The 20,132-nt window shown below is 46.1% G+C and carries 21 protein-coding genes; 9 read left to right on the plus strand and 12 right to left on the minus strand.

Annotated elements, in window-relative coordinates:
• Positions 1-67 precede the first annotated feature (67 nt).
• Positions 68-2,446: an efflux RND transporter permease subunit gene (locus tag ACYVGO_RS21950; protein WP_460971108.1), complete on the plus strand. Its 2,379-nt coding sequence runs from the start codon at positions 68-70 to the stop codon at positions 2,444-2,446.
• Positions 2,447-2,494: 48 nt separating this feature from the next.
• On the opposite strand, the gene ACYVGO_RS21955 is transcribed toward ACYVGO_RS21950, so the two are convergent.
• The gene (locus ACYVGO_RS21955) at positions 2,495-2,797 is read right to left on the minus strand and encodes a DUF4286 family protein (protein ID WP_460971109.1); all 303 of its coding nucleotides are present in this window, start codon (positions 2,795-2,797) and stop codon (positions 2,495-2,497) included.
• 93 nt (positions 2,798-2,890) lie between these two features.
• Between ACYVGO_RS21955 and ACYVGO_RS21960 the strand changes: the two genes are divergently transcribed.
• Both ACYVGO_RS21960 and ACYVGO_RS21965 read left to right on the plus strand, forming a co-directional pair.
• Positions 2,891-3,325: a cytochrome B gene (locus ACYVGO_RS21960; protein ID WP_142771954.1), complete on the plus strand. Its 435-nt coding sequence runs from the start codon at positions 2,891-2,893 to the stop codon at positions 3,323-3,325.
• A 271-nt stretch (positions 3,326-3,596) separates the two neighbouring features.
• The gene (locus tag ACYVGO_RS21965) at positions 3,597-4,127 is read left to right on the plus strand and encodes a C40 family peptidase (RefSeq protein WP_460971110.1); all 531 of its coding nucleotides are present in this window, start codon (positions 3,597-3,599) and stop codon (positions 4,125-4,127) included.
• A 91-nt stretch (positions 4,128-4,218) separates the two neighbouring features.
• Here the strand turns inward: ACYVGO_RS21965 and argB are convergent, their stop codons facing one another.
• The 10 genes from argB to ACYVGO_RS22015 form a co-directional block, all read right to left on the minus strand.
• A complete protein-coding gene (gene argB / locus ACYVGO_RS21970) occupies positions 4,219-5,010 on the minus strand; it encodes an acetylglutamate kinase (protein ID WP_460971111.1) in 792 nt (263 codons plus the stop codon).
• Between the two features lie 100 nt (positions 5,011-5,110).
• On the minus strand, positions 5,111-6,073 hold the full coding sequence (locus ACYVGO_RS21975; protein WP_460971112.1) for an N-acetylornithine carbamoyltransferase: 963 nt from the start codon (positions 6,071-6,073) through the stop codon (positions 5,111-5,113).
• Positions 6,074-6,122: 49 nt separating this feature from the next.
• Positions 6,123-6,500, minus strand: a complete 378-nt coding sequence (locus ACYVGO_RS21980) for a GxxExxY protein (protein WP_460971113.1) — start codon at positions 6,498-6,500, stop codon at positions 6,123-6,125.
• An 18-nt stretch (positions 6,501-6,518) separates the two neighbouring features.
• Positions 6,519-7,661, minus strand: a complete 1,143-nt coding sequence (locus ACYVGO_RS21985; RefSeq protein ID WP_460971114.1) for an aspartate aminotransferase family protein — start codon at positions 7,659-7,661, stop codon at positions 6,519-6,521.
• A 153-nt stretch (positions 7,662-7,814) separates the two neighbouring features.
• Positions 7,815-8,534: an alpha/beta fold hydrolase gene (locus ACYVGO_RS21990; RefSeq protein WP_460971115.1), complete on the minus strand. Its 720-nt coding sequence runs from the start codon at positions 8,532-8,534 to the stop codon at positions 7,815-7,817.
• Positions 8,535-8,557: 23 nt separating this feature from the next.
• Positions 8,558-9,178: a hypothetical protein gene (locus ACYVGO_RS21995; RefSeq protein WP_460971116.1), complete on the minus strand. Its 621-nt coding sequence runs from the start codon at positions 9,176-9,178 to the stop codon at positions 8,558-8,560.
• A gap of 166 nt (positions 9,179-9,344) precedes the next feature.
• On the minus strand, positions 9,345-9,944 hold the full coding sequence (locus ACYVGO_RS22000) for a hypothetical protein (RefSeq protein WP_460971117.1): 600 nt from the start codon (positions 9,942-9,944) through the stop codon (positions 9,345-9,347).
• Positions 9,945-10,040: 96 nt separating this feature from the next.
• Positions 10,041-10,637, minus strand: coding sequence for a hypothetical protein (locus ACYVGO_RS22005; RefSeq protein ID WP_460971119.1), 597 nt, complete (start codon positions 10,635-10,637; stop codon positions 10,041-10,043).
• A 152-nt stretch (positions 10,638-10,789) separates the two neighbouring features.
• Positions 10,790-12,022 carry an ATP-dependent Clp protease ATP-binding subunit ClpX gene (gene clpX / locus ACYVGO_RS22010; protein WP_142771945.1) on the minus strand — a complete coding sequence of 411 codons (1,233 nt, stop codon included), beginning with the start codon at positions 12,020-12,022 and terminating at the stop codon, positions 10,790-10,792.
• 290 nt (positions 12,023-12,312) lie between these two features.
• A complete protein-coding gene (locus ACYVGO_RS22015; protein ID WP_142771944.1) occupies positions 12,313-13,002 on the minus strand; it encodes a ClpP family protease in 690 nt (229 codons plus the stop codon).
• 134 nt (positions 13,003-13,136) lie between these two features.
• Between ACYVGO_RS22015 and ACYVGO_RS22020 the strand changes: the two genes are divergently transcribed.
• The 6 genes from ACYVGO_RS22020 (at position 13,137) to ACYVGO_RS22045 (ending at position 17,022) form a co-directional block, all read left to right on the plus strand.
• Complete coding sequence (locus ACYVGO_RS22020) at positions 13,137-13,562, plus strand: helix-turn-helix domain-containing protein (protein ID WP_142771943.1); 426 nt, start codon at positions 13,137-13,139, stop codon at positions 13,560-13,562.
• A 71-nt stretch (positions 13,563-13,633) separates the two neighbouring features.
• The gene (locus tag ACYVGO_RS22025) at positions 13,634-14,752 is read left to right on the plus strand and encodes an AAA family ATPase (RefSeq protein ID WP_460971120.1); all 1,119 of its coding nucleotides are present in this window, start codon (positions 13,634-13,636) and stop codon (positions 14,750-14,752) included.
• Entirely contained in the window at positions 14,749-15,429 is a 681-nt protein-coding gene (locus tag ACYVGO_RS22030) for a DUF3226 domain-containing protein (RefSeq protein WP_460971121.1), read from the plus strand. The genes ACYVGO_RS22025 and ACYVGO_RS22030 overlap by 4 nt, the downstream gene beginning before the upstream one ends.
• On the plus strand, positions 15,426-16,496 hold the full coding sequence (locus ACYVGO_RS22035; protein WP_460971122.1) for a M42 family metallopeptidase: 1,071 nt from the start codon (positions 15,426-15,428) through the stop codon (positions 16,494-16,496). Before ACYVGO_RS22030 ends, ACYVGO_RS22035 begins: the two co-directional genes overlap by 4 nt.
• A 78-nt stretch (positions 16,497-16,574) precedes the next feature.
• The gene (locus tag ACYVGO_RS22040; RefSeq protein ID WP_142771941.1) at positions 16,575-16,784 is read left to right on the plus strand and encodes a type II toxin-antitoxin system HicB family antitoxin; all 210 of its coding nucleotides are present in this window, start codon (positions 16,575-16,577) and stop codon (positions 16,782-16,784) included.
• Complete coding sequence (locus ACYVGO_RS22045) at positions 16,774-17,022, plus strand: type II toxin-antitoxin system HicA family toxin (RefSeq protein WP_460971123.1); 249 nt, start codon at positions 16,774-16,776, stop codon at positions 17,020-17,022. Before ACYVGO_RS22040 ends, ACYVGO_RS22045 begins: the two co-directional genes overlap by 11 nt.
• A gap of 131 nt (positions 17,023-17,153) precedes the next feature.
• Here ACYVGO_RS22045 and ACYVGO_RS22050 read toward each other — a convergent pair whose 3' ends face one another.
• Entirely contained in the window at positions 17,154-20,132 is a 2,979-nt protein-coding gene (locus ACYVGO_RS22050; protein ID WP_460971124.1) for an outer membrane beta-barrel protein, read from the minus strand.

A 20,132-nucleotide genomic window follows, 5' to 3' on the forward strand; every position in this document is an offset into this window, starting at 1 on the left:
GCACATGAGAAAAAATCTGCTAAAGTGTTTTTGCGTACCTTTCGGACTTACTTTGCGTTAATCAGGAATGATCTGGCACCGTATCTCATCGTACATTTTAAGTAATAGAATAGCCTTAATTGTAGTCGTATTACTCGGTACGGCCTTTATGGGGTATCAGGCCAGTAAGGTCAAACTCTCCTACGAATTAGCTAAAATTCTCCCCGTTACTGACCCCGACTTTCAGCGATATGAAGCCTTCAAATCGCGTTTTGGGCAGGATGGTAGTGTCATGGTGCTGTGTATTGAAACTGATAGCATGTACCAGCTTGGATTCTTCAACAGTTGGTATACGCTGAGTCAGAAAATCCGAAAAATTGAGGGCGTTAAAGATGTCGTGTCGAATGCCAATCTGTTTGGTATTGTCCGCGATGATTCGGCGCACACGTTCCGGATTTGGCCCTTAGTATCACGCCCACTTACAACACAGACTGGGTTGGATAGCCTGCGTGAACGAATTGCCTCGTTACCCTTTTACCGGGGTCTGGTAAGCGACAGTAGTGGGCGGGCACATCTGATGGCCATAACATTCGATCAGAAGGTTGTGAATACTAAAAATCGAATTGCACTGGTTCGTCAGGTAGAGGCCGTAGCCGATTCGTTCGGCAGACAGCATACACTATTGGGAGCTGACGGGTCGGTGCATATGTCGGGAATGCCGTATATCCGCACGGAATTTTCGGCCAAAGTCAGCAAAGAAATGACCCTGTTTATGGGCCTGGCTTTTCTGGTAACGGGCCTGATTCTGGTTTACTTTTTTCGCTCGCTAACCGTCATGCTGGCGGCTCTGATCGTAGTAGGTCTGGGCGTTATCTGGAACCTGGGCTACATCGTTTTGTTTGGATACGATATTACCCTACTAACAGGTCTGCTTCCTCCGCTCATTATTGTGATTGGTGTCCCGAACACTATTTTTCTACTGAATCGCTATCATGAAGAACTAAATCGAAACCGGAGCCAGCACCAGGCCTTACTTATTGCAACTGAGAAGGTTGGCGAAACTACCTTTTTTGCCAACGTAACTACCAGTATTGGCTTCTTCGTGTTTTATTTCACAGGTAGCCCTCTCCTACTGCAATTCGGGCTGGTGGCGGCATTTGGCATCATGACCACCTATGTCGTCTCGCTGATTCTGATTCCCATTATATTCAGTTATCTACCCGTTCCTTCCCCGAAACAACGCGGGCATTTAGAGCGTCGGCAGGTGAGTGGGTTCCTGACCTGGGTCAACCATCTGGTTCATACCCGTCGGACAGCCATATATACGTTCATTGGCCTTCTAACAGCTGTTGCCATTGTGGGCGCATTACGCATCAATCCAATTGGGTATGTAGTCGATGATTTACCGAAGAATGATCCGATCTATACCGACTTAAAGTTTATTGAAAGCCGGTTCAAGGGTGTCATGCCGTTTGAAGTGAGCATTGATACAAAGCGACCTGGGCGTGTACTCACTCCGCAAACACTAACCAAAATCAAGGTACTCGAACGGGAATTCAATACCTACAATGAATTTACACGACCACTCTCGCTGGTAGAAGCCATCAAGTTTTTTTATCAGTCGTATCGGGGGGGCGATCCAAAATATTTTGCACTGCCCGGTGCGCTTGAACTGAGCCAGTTAGCGAGTTATGTTCCCCAGTTGAAAGGCGCAAAGAATGCGGCTGGAGGATCTGCCTTCAAGGCGTATATGGATACTACGTTCCAATATACCCGCATCAGTTTCCAGATGCCCGATGTGGGCACAGTTCGCACCACACAACTGTTGAATGAGCTCCAGCCCAAAGCCGATTCTATATTCAATATAGACCGGGCAACTGGTAAGCGCGTTGCAACTAATGAACAGTATGAGGTGAACATTACAGGCAACAGTGTAGTGTTTACGCGTGGCAATGACTACCTGCTTAAGAACCTTGCCGAGAGTACCGTATTAGCCGTCTTACTGGTTTCGATCATTCTTATTATTCTGCTTCGCGACATTCGCCTGAGCCTGATTGCCATTCTGCCCAGTGTGGTACCCCTGATTGTGACGGCAGGCATTATGGGATTCTGCGGCATTCACCTTAAACCATCCACGATTCTGATTTTCAGTATCGCTTTTGGCATTTCCTCGGATGGGACCATCTATTTCGTTACCAAGTACCGGGATGAACTGCGCAACCAGAAACTTAGCCTGGATCGGGCCATTTCAGAAACGATACGCTATACAGGTATCAGCATGTTTTATACGGCCATGATTCTGTTTGCGGGCTTCGCCATTTTTGCAGCCTCCACGTTTCAGGGGACCGTTGCCTTGGGTATACTGGTATCCATTACCCTACTGATGGGGATGGCCTCTAATCTGATCCTGCTCCCTGCGTTTCTATTGACGGTCGATAAAAAAAGAAAAGGAGTGAAGAGTGAATAATGAAGAATAGAGTTCGGTTTATTCTTCATTATTCACTCTTCACTCCTTTTAAGCGTCCTCCAAAAAGGTATCGAAGGAGACAAATTGATTGCCGAATCGGTGCTGAATCCGCTGGCGCAGGGCATCTGCATGAAGCTCCTGATAAGTCGTGTAGGACTCCAGAGAGTCGAAATCAAGTTGGATTGAATAGGTCGTACCTCCATTATCGAGTTCGGTCAGCAAGCGTAAAACCCGATGCCCGACGGGTAGGTTCGTGGCTACGGCGGCAGGTAGAAAGAATCGCTTCATCCAGCGAAGCCAGTCCTCTGCAACTTCGTTGGCAACGCTATAGGTAGTATTGTAAAGAATCATAGATAAGACAAACAAGCAATCGACAAGGTAAGTTGGCGGTTTGGTTGTTTCTTTGCTTTCAGAAACCAAATTGTCCGTTAAACTGACCAAGTTATGTATTCTGGATTAGTACACGCCCACTCGGGGCTTCGCTGGGTAGCCCTTATTCTGTTACTGGTTGCTGTTATCACCGCCATTGGCAAGTGGCAGGGTCGTAGCGGTTATACCGATGGCAACCGCAAATTATACCTGTTCACCCTAATTTCCATTCACACCCAATTGATAATAGGCCTGATTCTTTTATTCATCAGCCCAAAAGTGAATTTCAGTATGATGAGCGAAAAACTCTACCGTTTCTACAGTGTAGAGCACACTACCGGTATGTTGATTGCGATCATACTCATTACCATTGGTTATTCCCGTTCCAAACGAGCATCTGATGCTACAACCAAGCAACGTCTGGTAGGCATTTTCTATGGCTTGGGTCTGTTGCTTATTCTGGCTTCCATTCCCTGGCCATTCCGTATTATTGGCGCAGGCTGGTTCTGAGCCAAGCCATAGATGAAGTTTTGTAGTGGGTCTAAAGTAGTCTATGAACTGCTTTAGACCCACACGTATTTTAAGATAACGGCCAGCATTTTCTGGATAGTAAAATAAATAACAGAAGATTTATCATAGTAATTAGTTTACGGTCAGTTACTTGTTAACTCTGGCACAAAAAAAGTTGAAAAAAAAATGTGGAAAATATTCCTCATTGAATAGGTAGTTTGCCCCTATATCGATACTTTTATGCTATGTAACTTGGATTTGACCTACTTCTATGATGAGAAAAATGCTCCTGGCAGTAGTTTGTACTGTCTCGTTTGGCATCGTTCAAGCTCAAACCGTACCTACCGTAACAGAGGTACCCACCGTAACTTCAAGCAAGCCGAGTTTCTACGAGCAGATTCCGCTCGTTAATGACGTCATCAACTACGCTAAAGGGCACCTTTCTATTCGCTATCGCTCGGGCGGCACAACTACCCGCGGCTTCGACTGCTCAGGCTTCACGCGTTTCTGCTTCACTAAATTCGGCATTTCGCTTCCCCACTCCAGTGCTGCTCAAGGTAACGTAGGCGAAGCTGTTGATAAAGAGGCCGCCCAGCCTGGTGACCTGATCCTTTTTAAAGGGCACAGCGCAGGAGGCAATCGGATTGGCCATGTCGGTTTAATTACCGAAGTAATTGGCGATCAGGTTAAATTCATTCACTCTGCCTGGAATGGTGGTGTTCGCTACGACTACTTAAACGCCAGTTATTATCAACGACGTTTTATGGGCATCCGGCGCGTTGCTCATTTGTTGGAAAGGTGATTGGTGGAGTAAGTAAAAAAAAAGTGGAGTGGGTGGAGTAAGTGTAGTACGGATAATGTACCTATTACACTTACTCCACCCACTCCACTTATTAGGATTTACCTAGTATCAACGTAGTCCCTGCTCCCTGATTTACCGCTTTGGCCAGTTCATCCGCATGGCAGATGATTACCTTCGACACCCCGTTGACCAATGCGTTAAAGGCATTATCTAATTTTGGAATCATGCCTTTGTTAATTGCCCCAGCCGTCTTATAGTTAGCATAAAGGGCAGGCGTAAGCTCATGGATAACGCTATTGTCATCTGTAGGATCTCTCAAGACACCCTTTTTCTCAAAACAATAAATCAGTGTTACGTTGTTATGCACGGCCATATCAACAGCAATTGCCGAAGCCATTGTATCGGCATTGGTGTTCAGTAACTCACCAGCAGCGCTGTAGGTGATTGGGGCAAACACAGGTGTTAAATCTTGGCGCAGGAAAAATTGAATCTGACCGGAATCAACCTCCTCAATATCCCCAACCATGCCATAGTCAATATCTTTTACCGGGCGTTTTTTGGCCAAAACCGTACCACCGTCGGCACCCGTTAAGCCAATAGCATTAATGTCTAATGCCTGGAGCTTAGCCACGATCTGTTTATTAACAAGACCGCCATACACCATGGTTACCACATCGAGCATAGGCTGGTCAGTTATGCGTCGACCTTCAACCATAGTGGTTTCAATGCCAAGTTTATCAGCAACCTGCGTAGCTATCTTTCCCCCGCCATGTACAAGAAGCTTTGAGCCCGACAGACCTGCAAAGGCCGTTAGAAACCGTTTAAGGGCAGTCGGGTCATCAATGACGTTTCCGCCAATTTTAATTACTGTGAGGTTATCCATGTTTTTTATAAAACGCAAAGGCGCAAGGGTAAGCGCAAAGATCGCAAAGTTGTAGAGAGCCTTCTTTGCGATCTTTGCGCTTACCCTTGCGCCTTTGCGTTTACATTTTTCTTAAAATTTCTTTCAAAACTGCCTGCGCTGACCATTCCCGGTTAGCAGCCTGCTCAATGACGAGTGATTGAGGGCTATCCAGCACCGCATCCGATACTTTCAGATTACGTCGAACGGGTAAGCAATGCATAAATCGGCCGTTGTTTGTCAGGTTTAGGTCGTCCATTGTTACCGCCCAGGATGGGTCCTGTGTGAGTACCTGCCCGTAGTGCGTATACGACGACCAGTTTTTCCCATAAATGAAGTCAGCACCTTCAAAGGCTTCACTCTGGTTATGCGTTACGCGGGCATTCCCAACAAACTCAGGAGCTAGTTCGTAGCCTTCCGGGTGTGTAATGAAAAACTCAACGTTGCGGGCATTCATCCATTCAGCAAACGAGTTGGCTACTGCTTGCGGCAACGGTTTAAAATGCGGCAACCAGGTCAGCACCACCTTCGGACGAGCGGGTATAAGTGAAGACTTCTGTTTCGCTTCTTCAATAGTGATACAGTCGGCGAGCGATTGTAAAGGGTGGCGCGTAGCCGATTCCAGGTTTACAATAGGCACTTTGGCATATTTCGCGAACTGATGCATCACCTGTTCCCGATAGTCTTTATCCCGATCTTTAAGTTCAGCAAAAGCCCGAATCCCGATGATGTTGCAATAGCGTCCCATTACAGCAGCAGCTTCACGAACGTGTTCGGCTTTATCGCCATTCATCAGTACGCCTTCTTCCATTTCCAGCCCCCAGCTATCCTGACCCACGTTCATGGTCATTACATGCATGCCAAGGTTTTGGGCCGCCTTCTGAGTGCTCATCCGCGTCCGCAGACTGGAGTTAAAGAAAATCAGGCCAATGGTTTTATTCTTACCGAGCAGTTGATCGGCAAAAGGATTGGCTTTGGCATCGAGGCCAGACTGGATAAGGGCGTCAATATTGCTGACGTCGGCAAGGGAGAGAAAATTGGTCATTTATTTTTTAAACACAGAGAAACGGAGATTAATACAGAGAAAACGGAGGTCAATATCCATTAACCACTCGCTTAAGGCCATTTTTTAGTAGTGTAACATTAAAATTTATTAGAAGACCAAATCTGCAATTAGATAATCGTAGATACGTCATAATCTGAGCAACATGAACATCCGTTAGCGTTTCAACTGCTTTTAATTCAACAACTATTCTATGTTCAACTAGTAAGTCTATTCGATAACCAGTATCCAGTTTTATTTCGTCGTAAACGATTGGCATAGCTTTTTGACGCTCAAAAAACATACGAGCTTTATCCATTTCATAGGCTATGCATTCTTCGTAAGCTGACTCTAATAATCCAGGCCCCAAACGACGGTGTACATTCATTGCACAACCAATAATAGACTCTGTTATCTGGTTATCATTCATATTCCTCTGTACGCTCTGTTATGCCTCAGTTTTCTCTGTGTTTAGGCATTTCTCCAGCGCTTCCAGGAACATATCCGCTTCATCAACACCAATAGCCAGTGATGGTAGCAAGCGAATGATGGTTTTACCAGCCACTCCCGTAAATTGCTTGTGTTCGAACAACAGCGTTTTTCGTAGCGAATCAACAGGGAAGTCATATTCAATCCCAATCATCAGCCCCCGGCCACGTAACTCCTTGTAGCCACCAATCTGCCGAATACCCTCCATGAAGTAGTTCCCCATACGGGTCGCATTTTCCAGGAGCCCTTCTTCCTTCATGATGTCTAACACAGCAATACCGGCAGTGCAGGCCAGGTGGTTTCCACCGAACGTAGTACCTAACAGCCCGTAACTGGCTTTAAACTTGGGCGAGATCAAAATACCCCCAATTGGGAAACCATTGCCCATTCCCTTGGCCATCGAAATAATATCAGCTTCGATGCCACTGAATTGGTGCGAAAAGAACTTACCCGACCGGCCATAACCACACTGAACACCATCCAGAATAAGTACGGCACCCGTTTCATCGCAGCGCTGACGCAGCACTTGTAAAAACTCATCCGTTGCTACCTGAATACCCCCAACACCCTGAATCCCCTCCACGATGACCGCACAGGTATCGGACGTAATGCCCGCTTTGGCAGCTTCGGCATTGTTGTACGGCAAAAAGCTGACGTGCTGGTTGTAATTGACCGGAGCAACAATAGCCGGATTATCGGTAACGGCAACAGCGCCCGCCGTACGACCATGAAACGACTTCGTGAAGGCAACTACCTTTGTCCGTCCATTATGAAACGATGCCAGTTTGAGTGCATTTTCGTTAGCCTCCGCCCCCGAGTTACACAGAAATAAAGCATAATCCGGGTGGCCAGACAGATCGCCCAGTTTATCAGCTAATTCCTGTTGCTGCGGAATCCGGACGGAGTTCGAGTAAAACGAAATTTTGTGCAGTTGATCGGTCAGCGCCTGTACATACCGAGGATGTGTATGCCCAACCGAAATTACGGCATGACCGCCGTAAAGGTCTAAATACCGGGTGCCATTGACATCCCAAAGGTAGCTACCCTGCGCGCGAACAGGTTCAATATCGTATAACGGATAAACGTTAAAAAGCTCTGCCATTCTTTTGATGCTTAAATACCCTGAGTCATTTCGTTCAATCAGGGCCTGACCATAAACGAGTTGCAAGTTTACGGATAATCGGTTTAAAATGGGCTTAAAACACAAAAAGGGAGCCCGTAGACTCCCTCATTTTTATGATTTGTTGCCGTACGCTCAGAGTCGATCCAAAAATGACCGAAGGACACGGACAGATTCAGCGGGCTGCTCAATCATACTCAAATGGCCAGCCTGCTCAATAGTTGCTACACGGATACGATCCGACAAACTGGCTAACTGAGCCGTTTTTTGATAGGGTATCAGTTGATCTTCCCGACCAAGAGCGAGTAAAATCGGAAATTTGGCATCCCGTAACACCTGTGTTCGGTCGGGGCGGCTGGCAATAGCCGATATACCGGCAATCAATGCATCGGCCGGTAAACTCAGAAATTGCTCCACCAAGACCTGCGTTTTTTCTGGCGGATAATCCGGGGCCACCATCTTCGGCAATTGTTTCTGAATGAATGGAGCCGTACCCTGTGTTTTTAGACCCTCAATCGCCTGTTGACGCGCTTCCTTCCGGGTATCATCGTCGGCAGTGGCTGTGGAGTGATATAAAACAAGTCCCTGTACCAATTCGGGATGTTGCTCGGCAAAGGCCAGTGCCATATAGCCACCCATCGAATGGCCCACCAGCACCACTTTTTCAACCTGCAATGCCCTGATGTGCCCATACAAATCCTCCGCATAGGCTTCAATAGTCAGATGATTGGTTACTCTGGAGAAATCAGGCTTGAGTACTGGAACATCCAAAATCAGATCGGCGTAGACGCTATCCCAGATGGAAGCATCTACGCCGTGACCGTGGATGAGACAAATTGACGATGATTGGCTCATTCCAAAAAATTGATTTGTTTCCTTTATGCGTTAATCACGCCAAGCAGAATAAGTACCAGACCGACGATAAAGCCGATAAGGCCAATAACTCCTAGAGCAGTACCACCACCTAATAACAGCAACAATAGGCCAATAATACCGATAATAAGCCCAAGCCGCACATTAGAATTCATGACCTTGGTTTGGTCAGGAGCAACATGGCTCTTGATTTTTTTATCCATTTTCTTAAGCATTGTCCGCTCCATCAACGTTAGTTTCTTGGCAGACGTTACGTTGGTCGACGTTAGTGCTTTCTCGCTGGTTGAGGCCATTAGTTGGTTCAAACGAGCCACCCGTTGGGTCAGTTTTTTGTTTGAAGCCAATTTGCTGTCATTCCGAACGTAGGCTTCAATCTGACTTACCGCTTGTTTAGCTTGCGCAAGCTGTTCAGCCGAGGCTGGAGCGGGCGTTGCTTCAGGAGTCGAGAGCACCACTTCCGTAGGTTTTACCGCTTCAACAGGCGTTACAGTAGCAACTGCTTCAGGTTGGGTCGATTTAAACTGTTCGCGCGCACTAGGTTGAAAATAGGCGACAGGACGGCTACAAGACGAAAGAATAACAGTGCCCATGCAGGCAGCAAAGAGGTACTTGGAAAGCGCTCTCATAGAAAAGGGGTTAAATTTGAACGATTGAGGTATCATCCCAACAACTACAGCTTTTTGTATTTGTTGTACTAAGTAAGAAAAAATAATCGCTTACAGACAAAAATTTTTGCGATACTAGTTGATTAACAGCAAAAAGTCTATACTAGCGACTCTGATTATAAACCAGTTACAGCAGACCCACCAGCAGTAGAACAGCCCCAGCTAATAAAGCAATCACACCGACGGTAAAGGCCGTACCCGTTGTCAATAAGATTAGCAGCAAACCAACAATAACGAGTACAGCACCCGTGGCCAGCGTGCCGGAATTCATCATTGTTTTGTCAGGATTATTGGGCGCGAGTTGCTTGCTGATTTTCTTGTTCATTTTTTTCACCATCAGCCGCTCCATCAAATTCATCTTTTTGGGCGCGGCTACCTCAGTAGGATTCAGACTGGCTTTAGTGGACGCGGAAGCCAACAGGGCACGAACGCGATTCAGACGTTTCTGCACTGTTTTGTTAGCAGCCAGTTTGTTGTTGGTACTTACCAGTGCATCCACCTCGTTTAGTGTCGAATTTGCCTGGGCAAGTTGTTGGGCAGGGCTAACAGCCACAGCAGGGGTCTGATCGGCAGGAGTTTGATCGGCAACAATTGGGGCCGCCTGAGGAACTGTAGACACACTATGTTCACGTGCAGTGGGCTGGAAATAAGCGACAGGACGGCTACACGAAGCCAGAATAACTAACCCAAAAAGTGCCGTGAAAAGTTGTTTGGAGAATGTGTTCATAAGGTGAGAATTAACGTGAACGATTAAGATATCATCTTCAACAACTACAACTTTATTCGATTGTTGGGAGGTTATTGAAAATAAGTAAAATCAGCTCTACAATAGCTCAACCAATAGGAGAACTAAACCCGCAGCTACTGCAATAGCACCAAGGGCAAACCCGCTTCCCGTTGTAAAGGCCAACAGCAAAATACCACCCAGCAATAGGACCGCTCCTATAGCCAGAATACTCTTACTAGCCCACGTTTTTTCGGGGTTATTGGGGGCGAGTTGTCTTCTGATTTTAGTATTCAATTTCTTCACCATCAACCGCTCTACAAATGTCATCTTCCTGGGCGCTGCTGTTTCATTAGGTCCAACGCTGGTTTTACTTGACGTGGAAGCCAATAATGTACGCATCTTATATAGTCGCAGTTGACTAGTTTTAGGGGCAGCTAGTTTGTTCGTGCTAGCTAGCACATTAACTCTGTTTGGCGTAGAGTTGGCCTGACTGGGCTGTTGGGCAAGGCTAGCCACCACAACCGGAGCCTGTTCCAATGAAGTCGGGTCGGCAACCGGAGGTTCAGCAGCCGTATGTGTAGCCACACTGTGCTCACGAAGGTTTGGTTGAAAATAGGCAACTGGTCGGTTACACGAAGTAATCAACGCGAGTAATAGCAAACTTCCAGGAAGTTGGCAGGTAGTAATTCTCATAGGAAATGTAGTCGATGGTAAGTAATAAATCTTTCGTAATAAACATACTAACTATCCATTGACAGGCAAGTTTTCTAAAAAACAGTATTCCATAAAAAAACCCGCCACTTCAGAATAGAAGTAGCGGGTTTTCTGAGGCTATCTGTATGTACTTATGCTACCGAGCGAAGTTGGTACGTGCTGGTTTTACCAAATTTTTCACGAGCGTATTCCAGACTAACGGTTAACTCTTTTATACCCGTTTGCGAAGGCATCTCAAACATAGCGTCGGTAATAATAGACTCGCAGATAGAGCGCAGTCCCCGTGCACCAAGTCCATATTGCAGGGCCTGATCAACAATGTAATTTAATGCCGTTGGGTCCCAGTGAAGCGTAATGCCTTCCATCTGGAAGAGCTTGTCGTATTGCTTGGTGATAGCATTTTTGGGTTCAGTCAAAATCTGCATCAACGCCGAACGATCGAGCGGTTCGAGGTGGGTAAGGACCGGTAATCGGCCAATCAGTTCTGGAATTAACCCGAACGATTTCAGATCAAGGGCCGAAATATACCGCATCAGATGTCCTTTCTCAAGTGTGTCATTCAAACGACGATCCCCGGAAAAACCTATTGGGCGCGTATTGATTCGTTTGGCGATATGCCGCTCGATGCCATCAAACGCCCCCCCGCAGATAAACAGAATATTTTCGGTATTCAACGCGATTAGTCGTTGATCAGGGTGCTTACGTCCACCCTGTGGTGGCACATTCACAACCGACCCTTCCAGAAGTTTTAACAACGCCTGTTGAACCCCCTCTCCGCTCACATCACGGGTGATGCTGGGATTATCTGACTTACGGGCAATTTTATCGATCTCATCAATATAAACAATACCTCGTTCAGCCGCTTCAACATTGTAATCGGCAGCTTGCAGCAATCGGGTCAGAATCGTTTCTACATCTTCGCCAACGTAACCGGCTTCTGTAATTACCGTAGCATCGGCAATGCAGAAGGGCACTTCAAGGATTTTGGCAATAGATCGGGCAAGGTATGTTTTACCCGTACCTGTTTCGCCCACCATGATGATATTCGATTTTTCAATCGTCACGTCATCATCGGTTTTTGGCTGCATCAATCGTTTGTAATGATTGTAAACGGCAACAGTGATGGATTTCTTGGCGTCGTCCTGCCCAATTACGTATTGGTCAAGGTGACGCTTCATATCAACCGGCTTGATGAGATTGATCTTCACCTCGGTTGGTTCGCTCTTTTTGGGGCGCATTTCTTCCAGTACCACCTGATGCCCCTGCTCGATACAGTAGTTACAGATGTGTGCGTCGATGCCGGACAGTAGCAGCATCACCTCGTTTTTGCGCCGTCCACAGAACGAGCAACTAATTTGTGGCATGAACGTTTGCAGTGTGAATAAGTTGGGGGTTAGCGGATTTATAAGAGCGGTATGCTTATAACCCGATTTGAATTAACAGATCGTAAAGACACTTTGTTACCCTAAATTTCGGCAGAAAAAAAATGACTCAGGCGAACCTGAGCCATTTGTCGATAGCAAAGTTATTAACTGGCAAGCAAACGGTCAAACTTATTGCTTTATGAGCTACGATTTACGGTTTGACTCTGGCGTCAGCAAAAAATCGTAACGGGGCCGCCCGCGCGGTCGTAAACCGTAGCTCGTAACTCAGCTTACTTTTCCCGGCGAAGAACTTCGTCGATCAAGCCATATTCTTTGGCTTCTTCGGCCCGGAACCATTTATCACGGTCAGAGGCCTGTTCGATTTCTTCGTAGGTACGGCCTGAATGGCTGGCCAAAATCCGATACAGATCTTTTTCCAGTTCAAGCATTTCCTTCATGGTCACCTGCATATCTTTCGAGGTTCCCTGAGCACCACCCGATGGCTGGTGGATCATGACCCGGGCGTGTGGTAAAGCAGAACGCTTTCCGGCAGCGCCACCAGCCAGTAACACAGCACCCATGGAAGCAGCAAGGCTGGTACAAACCGTAGCCACGTCGGGCCGAACGTACTGCATGGTATCGTAAATACCCAGGCCAGCGTAGACCGAACCACCAGGGCTGTTCAAATACATCAGGATATCTTTTTTCGGATCAGCCGATTCCAGGAATAATAACTGAGCCACAATGATGTTGGCAATATTATCATCAACTGGCAGACCCATAAAAATAATACGGTCGGCCATCAGGCGCGAGAACACGTCTACTTCCCGGAAATTCATTGGCCGTTCTTCAATAACCGAACGGGTCATGTTTTCAACCTGTTGATTTTCGACAGTGTGTTTTACGTAACCATCTACTGTCAGGCCATTGAGGCCCATGTGATGCACCGCGAAATTGCGGAATTCTTTTTCGTTATTCATAATGGGGTTTACTTCGTTAATTTGAAAACCAATAATGATTGGTGTAAGTTCGAGAATCGTTTCGTTACAAAATTGCGTTATCCTACCGAAAAACCCTGTCAGTTTTGGTTTAGAATTTATCGTTGTTACTTGATATGAGCACCATCACCTCTCGTGGCCCGGCCGAAAAAATACGTTTAGAACGGCTTCAACGCGGTTTATCGCAGGAAAACATGGCCGATCTGCTTAATCTGTCTACCACAGCGTATGGTGATATTGAGCGCGGCAAAACCGACCTGACCCTTTCGCGACTGAGCCAAATTGCCAGCGTTCTGGACGTTTCGCCCCTAACGCTCCTCTCCGACGAAGCCGTAACCGCCCAGGTCATCGAGCCAAAATCAGACGCAGTCGTCAGCCACGAACTCGAAACCCTCCGCCTGACAGTCGAGAAACAGGAAGTCGAGCTAGACAAACTTCGCCTGGAAGCGGACTACTGGAAACGCAAATACGACGAGCGGATAGCGATGGAATTGCTCCGCTCTATGGGCGTTGAGCAGAAGCGCGAACGGATTGGGTTTTAGTGAGCCGCCGTAGATACTCACTCGTTTAGTACATTTGTCCGCATAGCTTTAGTGGCTAAGCAAGCCTATTTATGGAAAAGCAACACCTCACCTACTTCAAAATCGAAAACTTCAAACGATTCGACTCCTTCGAGATGAGTAATCTCGGGCAGTTCAATTTGATTGTGGGGGATAATAACGTGGGGAAGACGTCGGTTCTGGAAGCATTGACGTTTGATGAGGATGCAAGAAAACTATCAAATAATTTCTGGTGGAGTATTGCAATAAGAAATATTTATCAATTTCAAAAAGCAAAAGTCACTTCAGAAGATTTACAACAATCCCAATTCTGGGACTCCCTTTTCAAGAACCCTAGTTCTCCAATAAAAATTACCATTAATGCGCTTGATACCTTTAATTTAATTATTGAGTTGCGGCCACATACTGACTTATCAGCTCAAGAAAAGGAGATTATTAATAGATCTATTGTACCAGTTATTCCTAATCAATGGTTAAAAGTATCTTACATAAATAATAAAAACCAGCCTTTACATAGTCAAGTAATACCTGCTTATTCAGAAGGCTCTAACCCAAATATACAAGCTGACTTAATTAGTTCTTATATTCCATATATACCGACAAATTTAAATTATGGTATTGACTTACTAAATGTTTATTATTCGTATGTAAATCCCAATAAAGATATAAGGCGAGAATTTGAAAGTAATTTAAAATTATTTATTCCTAATTTGGAAGAATTACGTCCACACAAACTTTCTGCCAATCAGGAGGTGCTTGGCGTAACACTAGTAAATAGTAATTCTATTTTACCCCTTCCTTATTTCGGTGAAGGTACAGTAAAATACACTCGATTTTTATTAGAAATATTTCTCACTCAAGATCGTCGTCTAATGGTGGATGAAATCGGCTCAGGCATTCATTTTACCCGCTTAACAAGCTATTGGAAATCAATTATCCAACTCTGTGCGAAATATAACGTTCAACTCTTCGCCACCACCCATAGTCTTGAATGCCAGCAAGCGTTCGTTGAAGCCCTCGAAGATCCGGAAATGCAGGAGTATCAAAAAGACGCTCGAAATATTTCACTGATTGAAAATAAAGCAGGTATAGTTGAGGCTATTACATTTGATTTTGAGCAATTGGAATATGCTTTGAATATTGGTTTTAATACACGGGGTGGCGCAAGATGAATAATGTTCAGATTTTTGTAGAAGGTGTTGCTGATCAGAAATTTTTACAGGATTTAATTGCAGAGTGGTATGGCATTCAACTAACCAGAGGTGGATTTGTAGATAAAAATGCTCGAATAGAACCCGGTGATATTTTGAATTTAGGAGGCAAAAATACATTTGAAGATGCCACCAAGATGCGCCTACTTGATCCAATACTTCGAATTCTACGAGCAAACGGAAGTACGTCATTAGTCATTTTTGATGCCGATACATTTAGCGAGGAGAAAGTGGTTTTAGAAAAACTAAGTCAAACATACAATTTCTATTATTTCCTATTACCTTACAATGGTACGCACCCTGAATCCGACAAAAATGATGGTGATTTAGAAACCCTACTTCAAGAAATAATCTGCGCAGATAATCAGATTATTTTTGATTGCTGGCAAGCTTACGAGCAGTGCCTAACTGGTCAACCAGCAAGTACTACCGCATCAGGAAAATTCACATTACCCGCTCGTAAGACAAAAATATATGCCTATTTGGAGGCCTTACTAGGTGAATCAAAAAAGCAGAAAGCGAAAATAAAGGAAGAGAATCGCGATTATCGAAATTCTAAACACTGGAATCTCGATCCAACTCACCCACCGCTCAAACCGTTAAAAGAATTTTTAGACCCCTTTTTTAGTACGCAATGAACGAACAAAGTAAAAGCTTCCTGTACAAGTACCTTAACAATGCCTCACCAACTGGCTTTGAATCCTCAGGGCAGCAGATTTGGCTGGATTACCTCAAACCCTATACCGACGAATACATGGTGGATACCTACGGCACTGCTGTTGGGGTTATCGGACCGGGCAAAGACTACAAAGTCGTAATCGAAGCCCACTCCGACGAGATTTCGTGGTTTGTCAATTACATTTCCGACGATGGCTACCTCTATGTTCGGCGCAACGGGGGCTCCGATGCGGTTATTGCCCCATCGATGCGGGTAAACCTGCACACGAAGCAGGGTGTGGTAGAAGGCGTATTCGGCTGGCCAGCTATTCATGTGCGTGACCTGGCAAAAGATACGGCCCCTAAAGTAACGGATCTATTCATCGACGTGGGTGCGGCAACCAAGCAGGAAGTCCTCGACATGGGCATTCATGTTGGTACCGTCTGCACGTTCGTCGATGGGCTGATGGAGTTGAATAACCGGTATTTTGTTGGCCGGGCCCTGGACAACCGGATGGGTGGCTTCATGATTGCTGAAGTGGCCCGGTTGCTAAAAGAAAACAATGTAACCCTGCCTTTCACGCTCTACATTGTCAATGCGGTTCAGGAAGAAATTGGCCTTCGAGGGGCCGAAATGATTGCCCGGCGGCTTAAACCCGACCTCGCCATTTGCACCGACGTAACCCACGATACGCAATCGCCGAAGTACGATAAAAAAGAGCAGGGCGACCTCAAATGTGGCGCTGGCCCGGTCTTATGCTACGGCCCTGCCGTACAGAACAACGTTCTCGATTTCCTGATTGCTGTTGCTGACCAACAGGAGATTGCCTTCCAGCGTCAGGCTGTTAGCCGCTCGACGGGTACAGACACCGATGCCTTCGCCTATGCAACCGAGGGGATCGCTTCAGCGTTGATTTCGTTGCCACTTAAGTATATGCATACAACCGTTGAGACCGTTCATATGGATGATGTGCAGAATGTCATCAAGCTCATGTATGAAACCCTGTTGGCGCTGAAAGGCGGGGAGGATTTCCGGTATATTAAATAGCCGAAAAACAGACAAAAGCAGCCATACAAGAATTCAGCTGCTTTTGTCTATATTGTATCATATTTTCAGGCCAAGCGTATGAAAGAACTAATCTTTTTAGTTGAGGAAGATCCCGAAGGCGGCTATACCGCGCAAGCCGTTGGTGAGAACATATTCACGCAAGGCGATACAATGGCTGAACTAAAAACAATGATTAGGGATGCCGTCGACTGTCACTACGACAATCCGTCGCAGTGGCCGCAACTGGTTCGACTGCACTTTGTGAAGGACGAAGTATTTGCGCTATGAAGTTCCCCGTAATCTGACAGGTCTGGAGTTCATAAAGTTGCTAAAACCATTCGGTTATGAAGTAATTCGGCAAACGGGTAGCCATATCCGAATTCAGACGATGCAAAACGGTCAACATTATGAGACCATTCCGCGTCACGACCCAATTAAGATAGGCACTCTAAATAATATCCTGAAAAATATCGCAGAGCATTTCGATTTAACAAAAGAAGAATTGGCAAAGCAGTTGTTTGAGTAAACCCTATTGGCGCTGAAAGGCGGGGAGGATTTTCGGTATATTAAATAAGCAAAGTTTTTAACCACAGAGCCACGGAGGACGCAGAGAAAAAAAGGTTAAATCGCTGTGTCCTCCGTGGCTCTGTGGTTAAATTAATTCCTCCGGAAGCCGCCACCCTGCCCCCGTTGGCCTCCCCCATTCCGCTCCTGAAATGGATCTCTTGGTGCTGTAACGCCCGCACTAAATTTACGCAGGTTATACACGAAGCTGATCATGAAGTAGCGGTTCAGTACCCGGCTCCGGACTTCTTCGGTATAGGTGTCCGTTACATTCCGCACGATACTCTGATTCTGATTCAGCAAATCGAATGCCTGGAACCGGATTTCACCTTGATTTTGCTTGAACAACTGCCGGGCCAACGTTGCATTCCAGAGTGTATACGACTGATTGAAACTCGCCGAACTACCTCCGTAGTGGTTGTAGTAAACGTTGGTTGAGAACGTAAACTTGAGCGGCAATTGGTAATAGACGTCGAGCGTTACGGACTGATTCAGGAAGGTCGTATTCTGTTGCGGTTGTAGCGAATACTTAGCCGATTGCCAGTTAATGTTACCCGACAAGTTCAGGTCTAATTTCTCCGTAAAATTTGAACTTATCGTGGCTCCCTGACCAATCAGCCAGTTTTTCGCCTGATTGGATTGATTATTTATAAAACTCGTTCCCTGATTAAAGGTCAGGTTTGTCGATAAGTTCAGGTTCGTTTTCTGCGCTCCTAATTTGAGCGGACGACCAAATACCAGCGATCCATTGACAGTATAATACCCATTGGTATTCACCGGTATGGTTGTCTGCGCACCGGATTGTGTGAATGTAGTTGAATTAACAATTTTGTTATCCGTCCGGCTCGCATTCAAAAAGACAAACATGTTCCGGAACGTGGCAGCATCAAACCGGTTATAATTCAACGATACCGTATGACTGTATTCAGGTTGCAGATCGAGATTACCAAGCTGGATGTTAAGCGGGTTCGTATTGTTCGCTACAGGCTGTAACTGATTCACCGATGGCGCGTTGAGCCGGGTGCGGTAGTTCAGTCGTAATCGCCGGCTCTTGCCAAAATTATACGTGAACAAGGCGTTGGGCAGTAAATTCGAATAGGTTCGGTTTAAGGTTGTTTCCCGACTTAGGTTTTGTGAGTTAAGGCTCGCCTGCTGAGCATCAACACCAAACGCATAGGTATACTTCAGTCGTTTGGTTTGCCAGGTCAATCCACCCCGATTGGTCACGTAGTCGTTTACAAAGTTGTTACTCAAGCTGGAATTCACCAGATCATACTGATTTGTAGTGCCATTAAAATCATTTACGGCCCGGTTTGATGTATTGTGATTATCCGACAGGTTGTAGTGAAACTCAAGCGTCTGTCGAAGCGATAGCGGTTCAGTATAACTAACGTTAACCGTATTGGTCATCGAATGCGTCTCCTGATTATTGCGCTGATTTATTTTCTGTGTGGTTATCCCCGTTACGGTATCTTTCGTAATAACACCAGATGTCAGACTGGTAGATGATCCGTTAAACGTATTGACGGAGTTATTAAAACCCTCATTGTCCTGGTTATTAGCCCCTATGGTCCAGTTTACCGAAAAGCTGCGTCCTTGTTTCTTAAATTTACGAAACAGCAGTAAGGAGTTATTCCCCGTAAAACCTGTACCGGTAGAGTTATAGTTGGTCAGGCTTGAATTGGCCAGAACACCCTCATTGGTAAAGGTTTGCGATTGGCTATTGTTATTATAATTTGAGTTTAGCCAGGATAAGCTCGGAATCACCCGAATCGTCGTCATTGAGTCGAGTCGGTAATCGAGCCGGAGATTAAAGCGGTGATTGGTATTGGTATTATCCGAACCATTGGCCTGATCACGAACAAATCCAGCATCAGCGCGGGTAGCCACTGTACCCGATGTACCACTGGGAATTACGTTCTCGCGGTGGCTTTGCTGACTGGTGAGGGTGTTGGTATTGCTGGCGTTGTAGCTACTCACCACATCAATCTTTTTACCCCAGCCATCCCGATAGTTAATACCGGCAGCCCACGACTGCGTGATGGCATTACTACCAACCTGCCCGGCACCATTACCGCTTCCACCACCAGCTCCACCACGTACCACGTTACTCCCACCTCCGCCCCCCTGGCCTTGCCCCGCTCCACCGAAGTTGTTACCAAGCCCTAAATCACTCGCCGTAAAGCCCTGCTGGTTAATATTATTAGCCATACCCAGCATCGAAATCTGGCGACCATTATTAAACTGGTTATAACTGACCCGACCCGAGTAACGGGCATCGTCTCCTGGCTTGGGGCCAACACCAATCGTTTGCTGGCCAAACGAGCCTTTACGCTTATCTTTTTTGGTGGTGATGTTAATCGTTTTCTCCCGATCGCCATCATCCACACCCGAAAAAGTAGATTGTTCAGATGCCTGATCGAAGAGTTGTACTTTGTCGATAATGTCGGCGGGAAGGTTGCGGGTGGCCATTTTGGGGTCATTCCCGAAAAACGGTTTCCCGTCAACCAGTACTTTGGTGATTGCCTGCCCCTGCGCTTTTACATTCCCATCCCGGTCTACTTCCACGCCCGGCAGTTTCTTGAGCAAATCCTCTACCTGTGCGTTCGGGCGGGTTTTAAACGAGCCTGCATTGAACTCCAGTGTATCTCCTTTCACGGCAATTGGAGCCCGTTCGCCCTGCACCGACACTTCCATGAGAGTCTGTGATTGGGCAACTATATCAATGGTTCCAGCATCGACCGTAGGATCATTCTGGGTCACAGAAACACTGCGGGAGCGGCCACGATAACCAACATACGTTACCAACACCCGATATTGACCTACGGCCAGTTTAGGAAACTCAAATTTCCCATCCCCATCCGTAATCCCAAAGGTTACCAGCGACGAATCGCGGGCTAGTAATAAGGATACCGATGCCTCCATCAAGGGCTTCCGAGTCACCGAGTCGACTACAGTTCCCTTGATAGTACCCGGAGATTGGGCGAAGGCACTGAAATTAATGAATAATGCACAATGAATAATGAATAACGAAACTCGGAGTAAGGGCTTCACAGTCAGTAAGTTTTTCAT

The organism is Spirosoma migulaei (genome assembly GCF_054776855.1).

What these genes read in the sequence shown, in the direction of transcription:
- ACYVGO_RS21950 (WP_460971108.1), top strand. Translation starts at nt 68, where the DNA reads ATGATCTGGCACCGTATCTCATCGTACATTTTAAGTAATAGAATAGCC.
- ACYVGO_RS21955 (WP_460971109.1), bottom strand. Translation starts at nt 2,797, where the DNA reads ATGATTCTTTACAATACTACCTATAGCGTTGCCAACGAAGTTGCAGAG.
- ACYVGO_RS21960 (WP_142771954.1), top strand. Translation starts at nt 2,891, where the DNA reads ATGTATTCTGGATTAGTACACGCCCACTCGGGGCTTCGCTGGGTAGCC.
- ACYVGO_RS21965 (WP_460971110.1), top strand. Translation starts at nt 3,597, where the DNA reads ATGATGAGAAAAATGCTCCTGGCAGTAGTTTGTACTGTCTCGTTTGGC.
- argB (WP_460971111.1), bottom strand. Translation starts at nt 5,010, where the DNA reads ATGGATAACCTCACAGTAATTAAAATTGGCGGAAACGTCATTGATGAC.
- ACYVGO_RS21975 (WP_460971112.1), bottom strand. Translation starts at nt 6,073, where the DNA reads ATGACCAATTTTCTCTCCCTTGCCGACGTCAGCAATATTGACGCCCTT.
- ACYVGO_RS21980 (WP_460971113.1), bottom strand. Translation starts at nt 6,500, where the DNA reads ATGAATGATAACCAGATAACAGAGTCTATTATTGGTTGTGCAATGAAT.
- ACYVGO_RS21985 (WP_460971114.1), bottom strand. Translation starts at nt 7,661, where the DNA reads ATGGCAGAGCTTTTTAACGTTTATCCGTTATACGATATTGAACCTGTT.
- ACYVGO_RS21990 (WP_460971115.1), bottom strand. Translation starts at nt 8,534, where the DNA reads ATGAGCCAATCATCGTCAATTTGTCTCATCCACGGTCACGGCGTAGAT.
- ACYVGO_RS21995 (WP_460971116.1), bottom strand. Translation starts at nt 9,178, where the DNA reads ATGAGAGCGCTTTCCAAGTACCTCTTTGCTGCCTGCATGGGCACTGTT.
- ACYVGO_RS22000 (WP_460971117.1), bottom strand. Translation starts at nt 9,944, where the DNA reads ATGAACACATTCTCCAAACAACTTTTCACGGCACTTTTTGGGTTAGTT.
- ACYVGO_RS22005 (WP_460971119.1), bottom strand. Translation starts at nt 10,637, where the DNA reads ATGAGAATTACTACCTGCCAACTTCCTGGAAGTTTGCTATTACTCGCG.
- clpX (WP_142771945.1), bottom strand. Translation starts at nt 12,022, where the DNA reads ATGCCACAAATTAGTTGCTCGTTCTGTGGACGGCGCAAAAACGAGGTG.
- ACYVGO_RS22015 (WP_142771944.1), bottom strand. Translation starts at nt 13,002, where the DNA reads ATGAATAACGAAAAAGAATTCCGCAATTTCGCGGTGCATCACATGGGC.
- ACYVGO_RS22020 (WP_142771943.1), top strand. Translation starts at nt 13,137, where the DNA reads ATGAGCACCATCACCTCTCGTGGCCCGGCCGAAAAAATACGTTTAGAA.
- ACYVGO_RS22025 (WP_460971120.1), top strand. Translation starts at nt 13,634, where the DNA reads ATGGAAAAGCAACACCTCACCTACTTCAAAATCGAAAACTTCAAACGA.
- ACYVGO_RS22030 (WP_460971121.1), top strand. Translation starts at nt 14,749, where the DNA reads ATGAATAATGTTCAGATTTTTGTAGAAGGTGTTGCTGATCAGAAATTT.
- ACYVGO_RS22035 (WP_460971122.1), top strand. Translation starts at nt 15,426, where the DNA reads ATGAACGAACAAAGTAAAAGCTTCCTGTACAAGTACCTTAACAATGCC.
- ACYVGO_RS22040 (WP_142771941.1), top strand. Translation starts at nt 16,575, where the DNA reads ATGAAAGAACTAATCTTTTTAGTTGAGGAAGATCCCGAAGGCGGCTAT.
- ACYVGO_RS22050 (WP_460971124.1), bottom strand. Translation starts at nt 20,132, where the DNA reads ATGAAAAACTTACTGACTGTGAAGCCCTTACTCCGAGTTTCGTTATTC.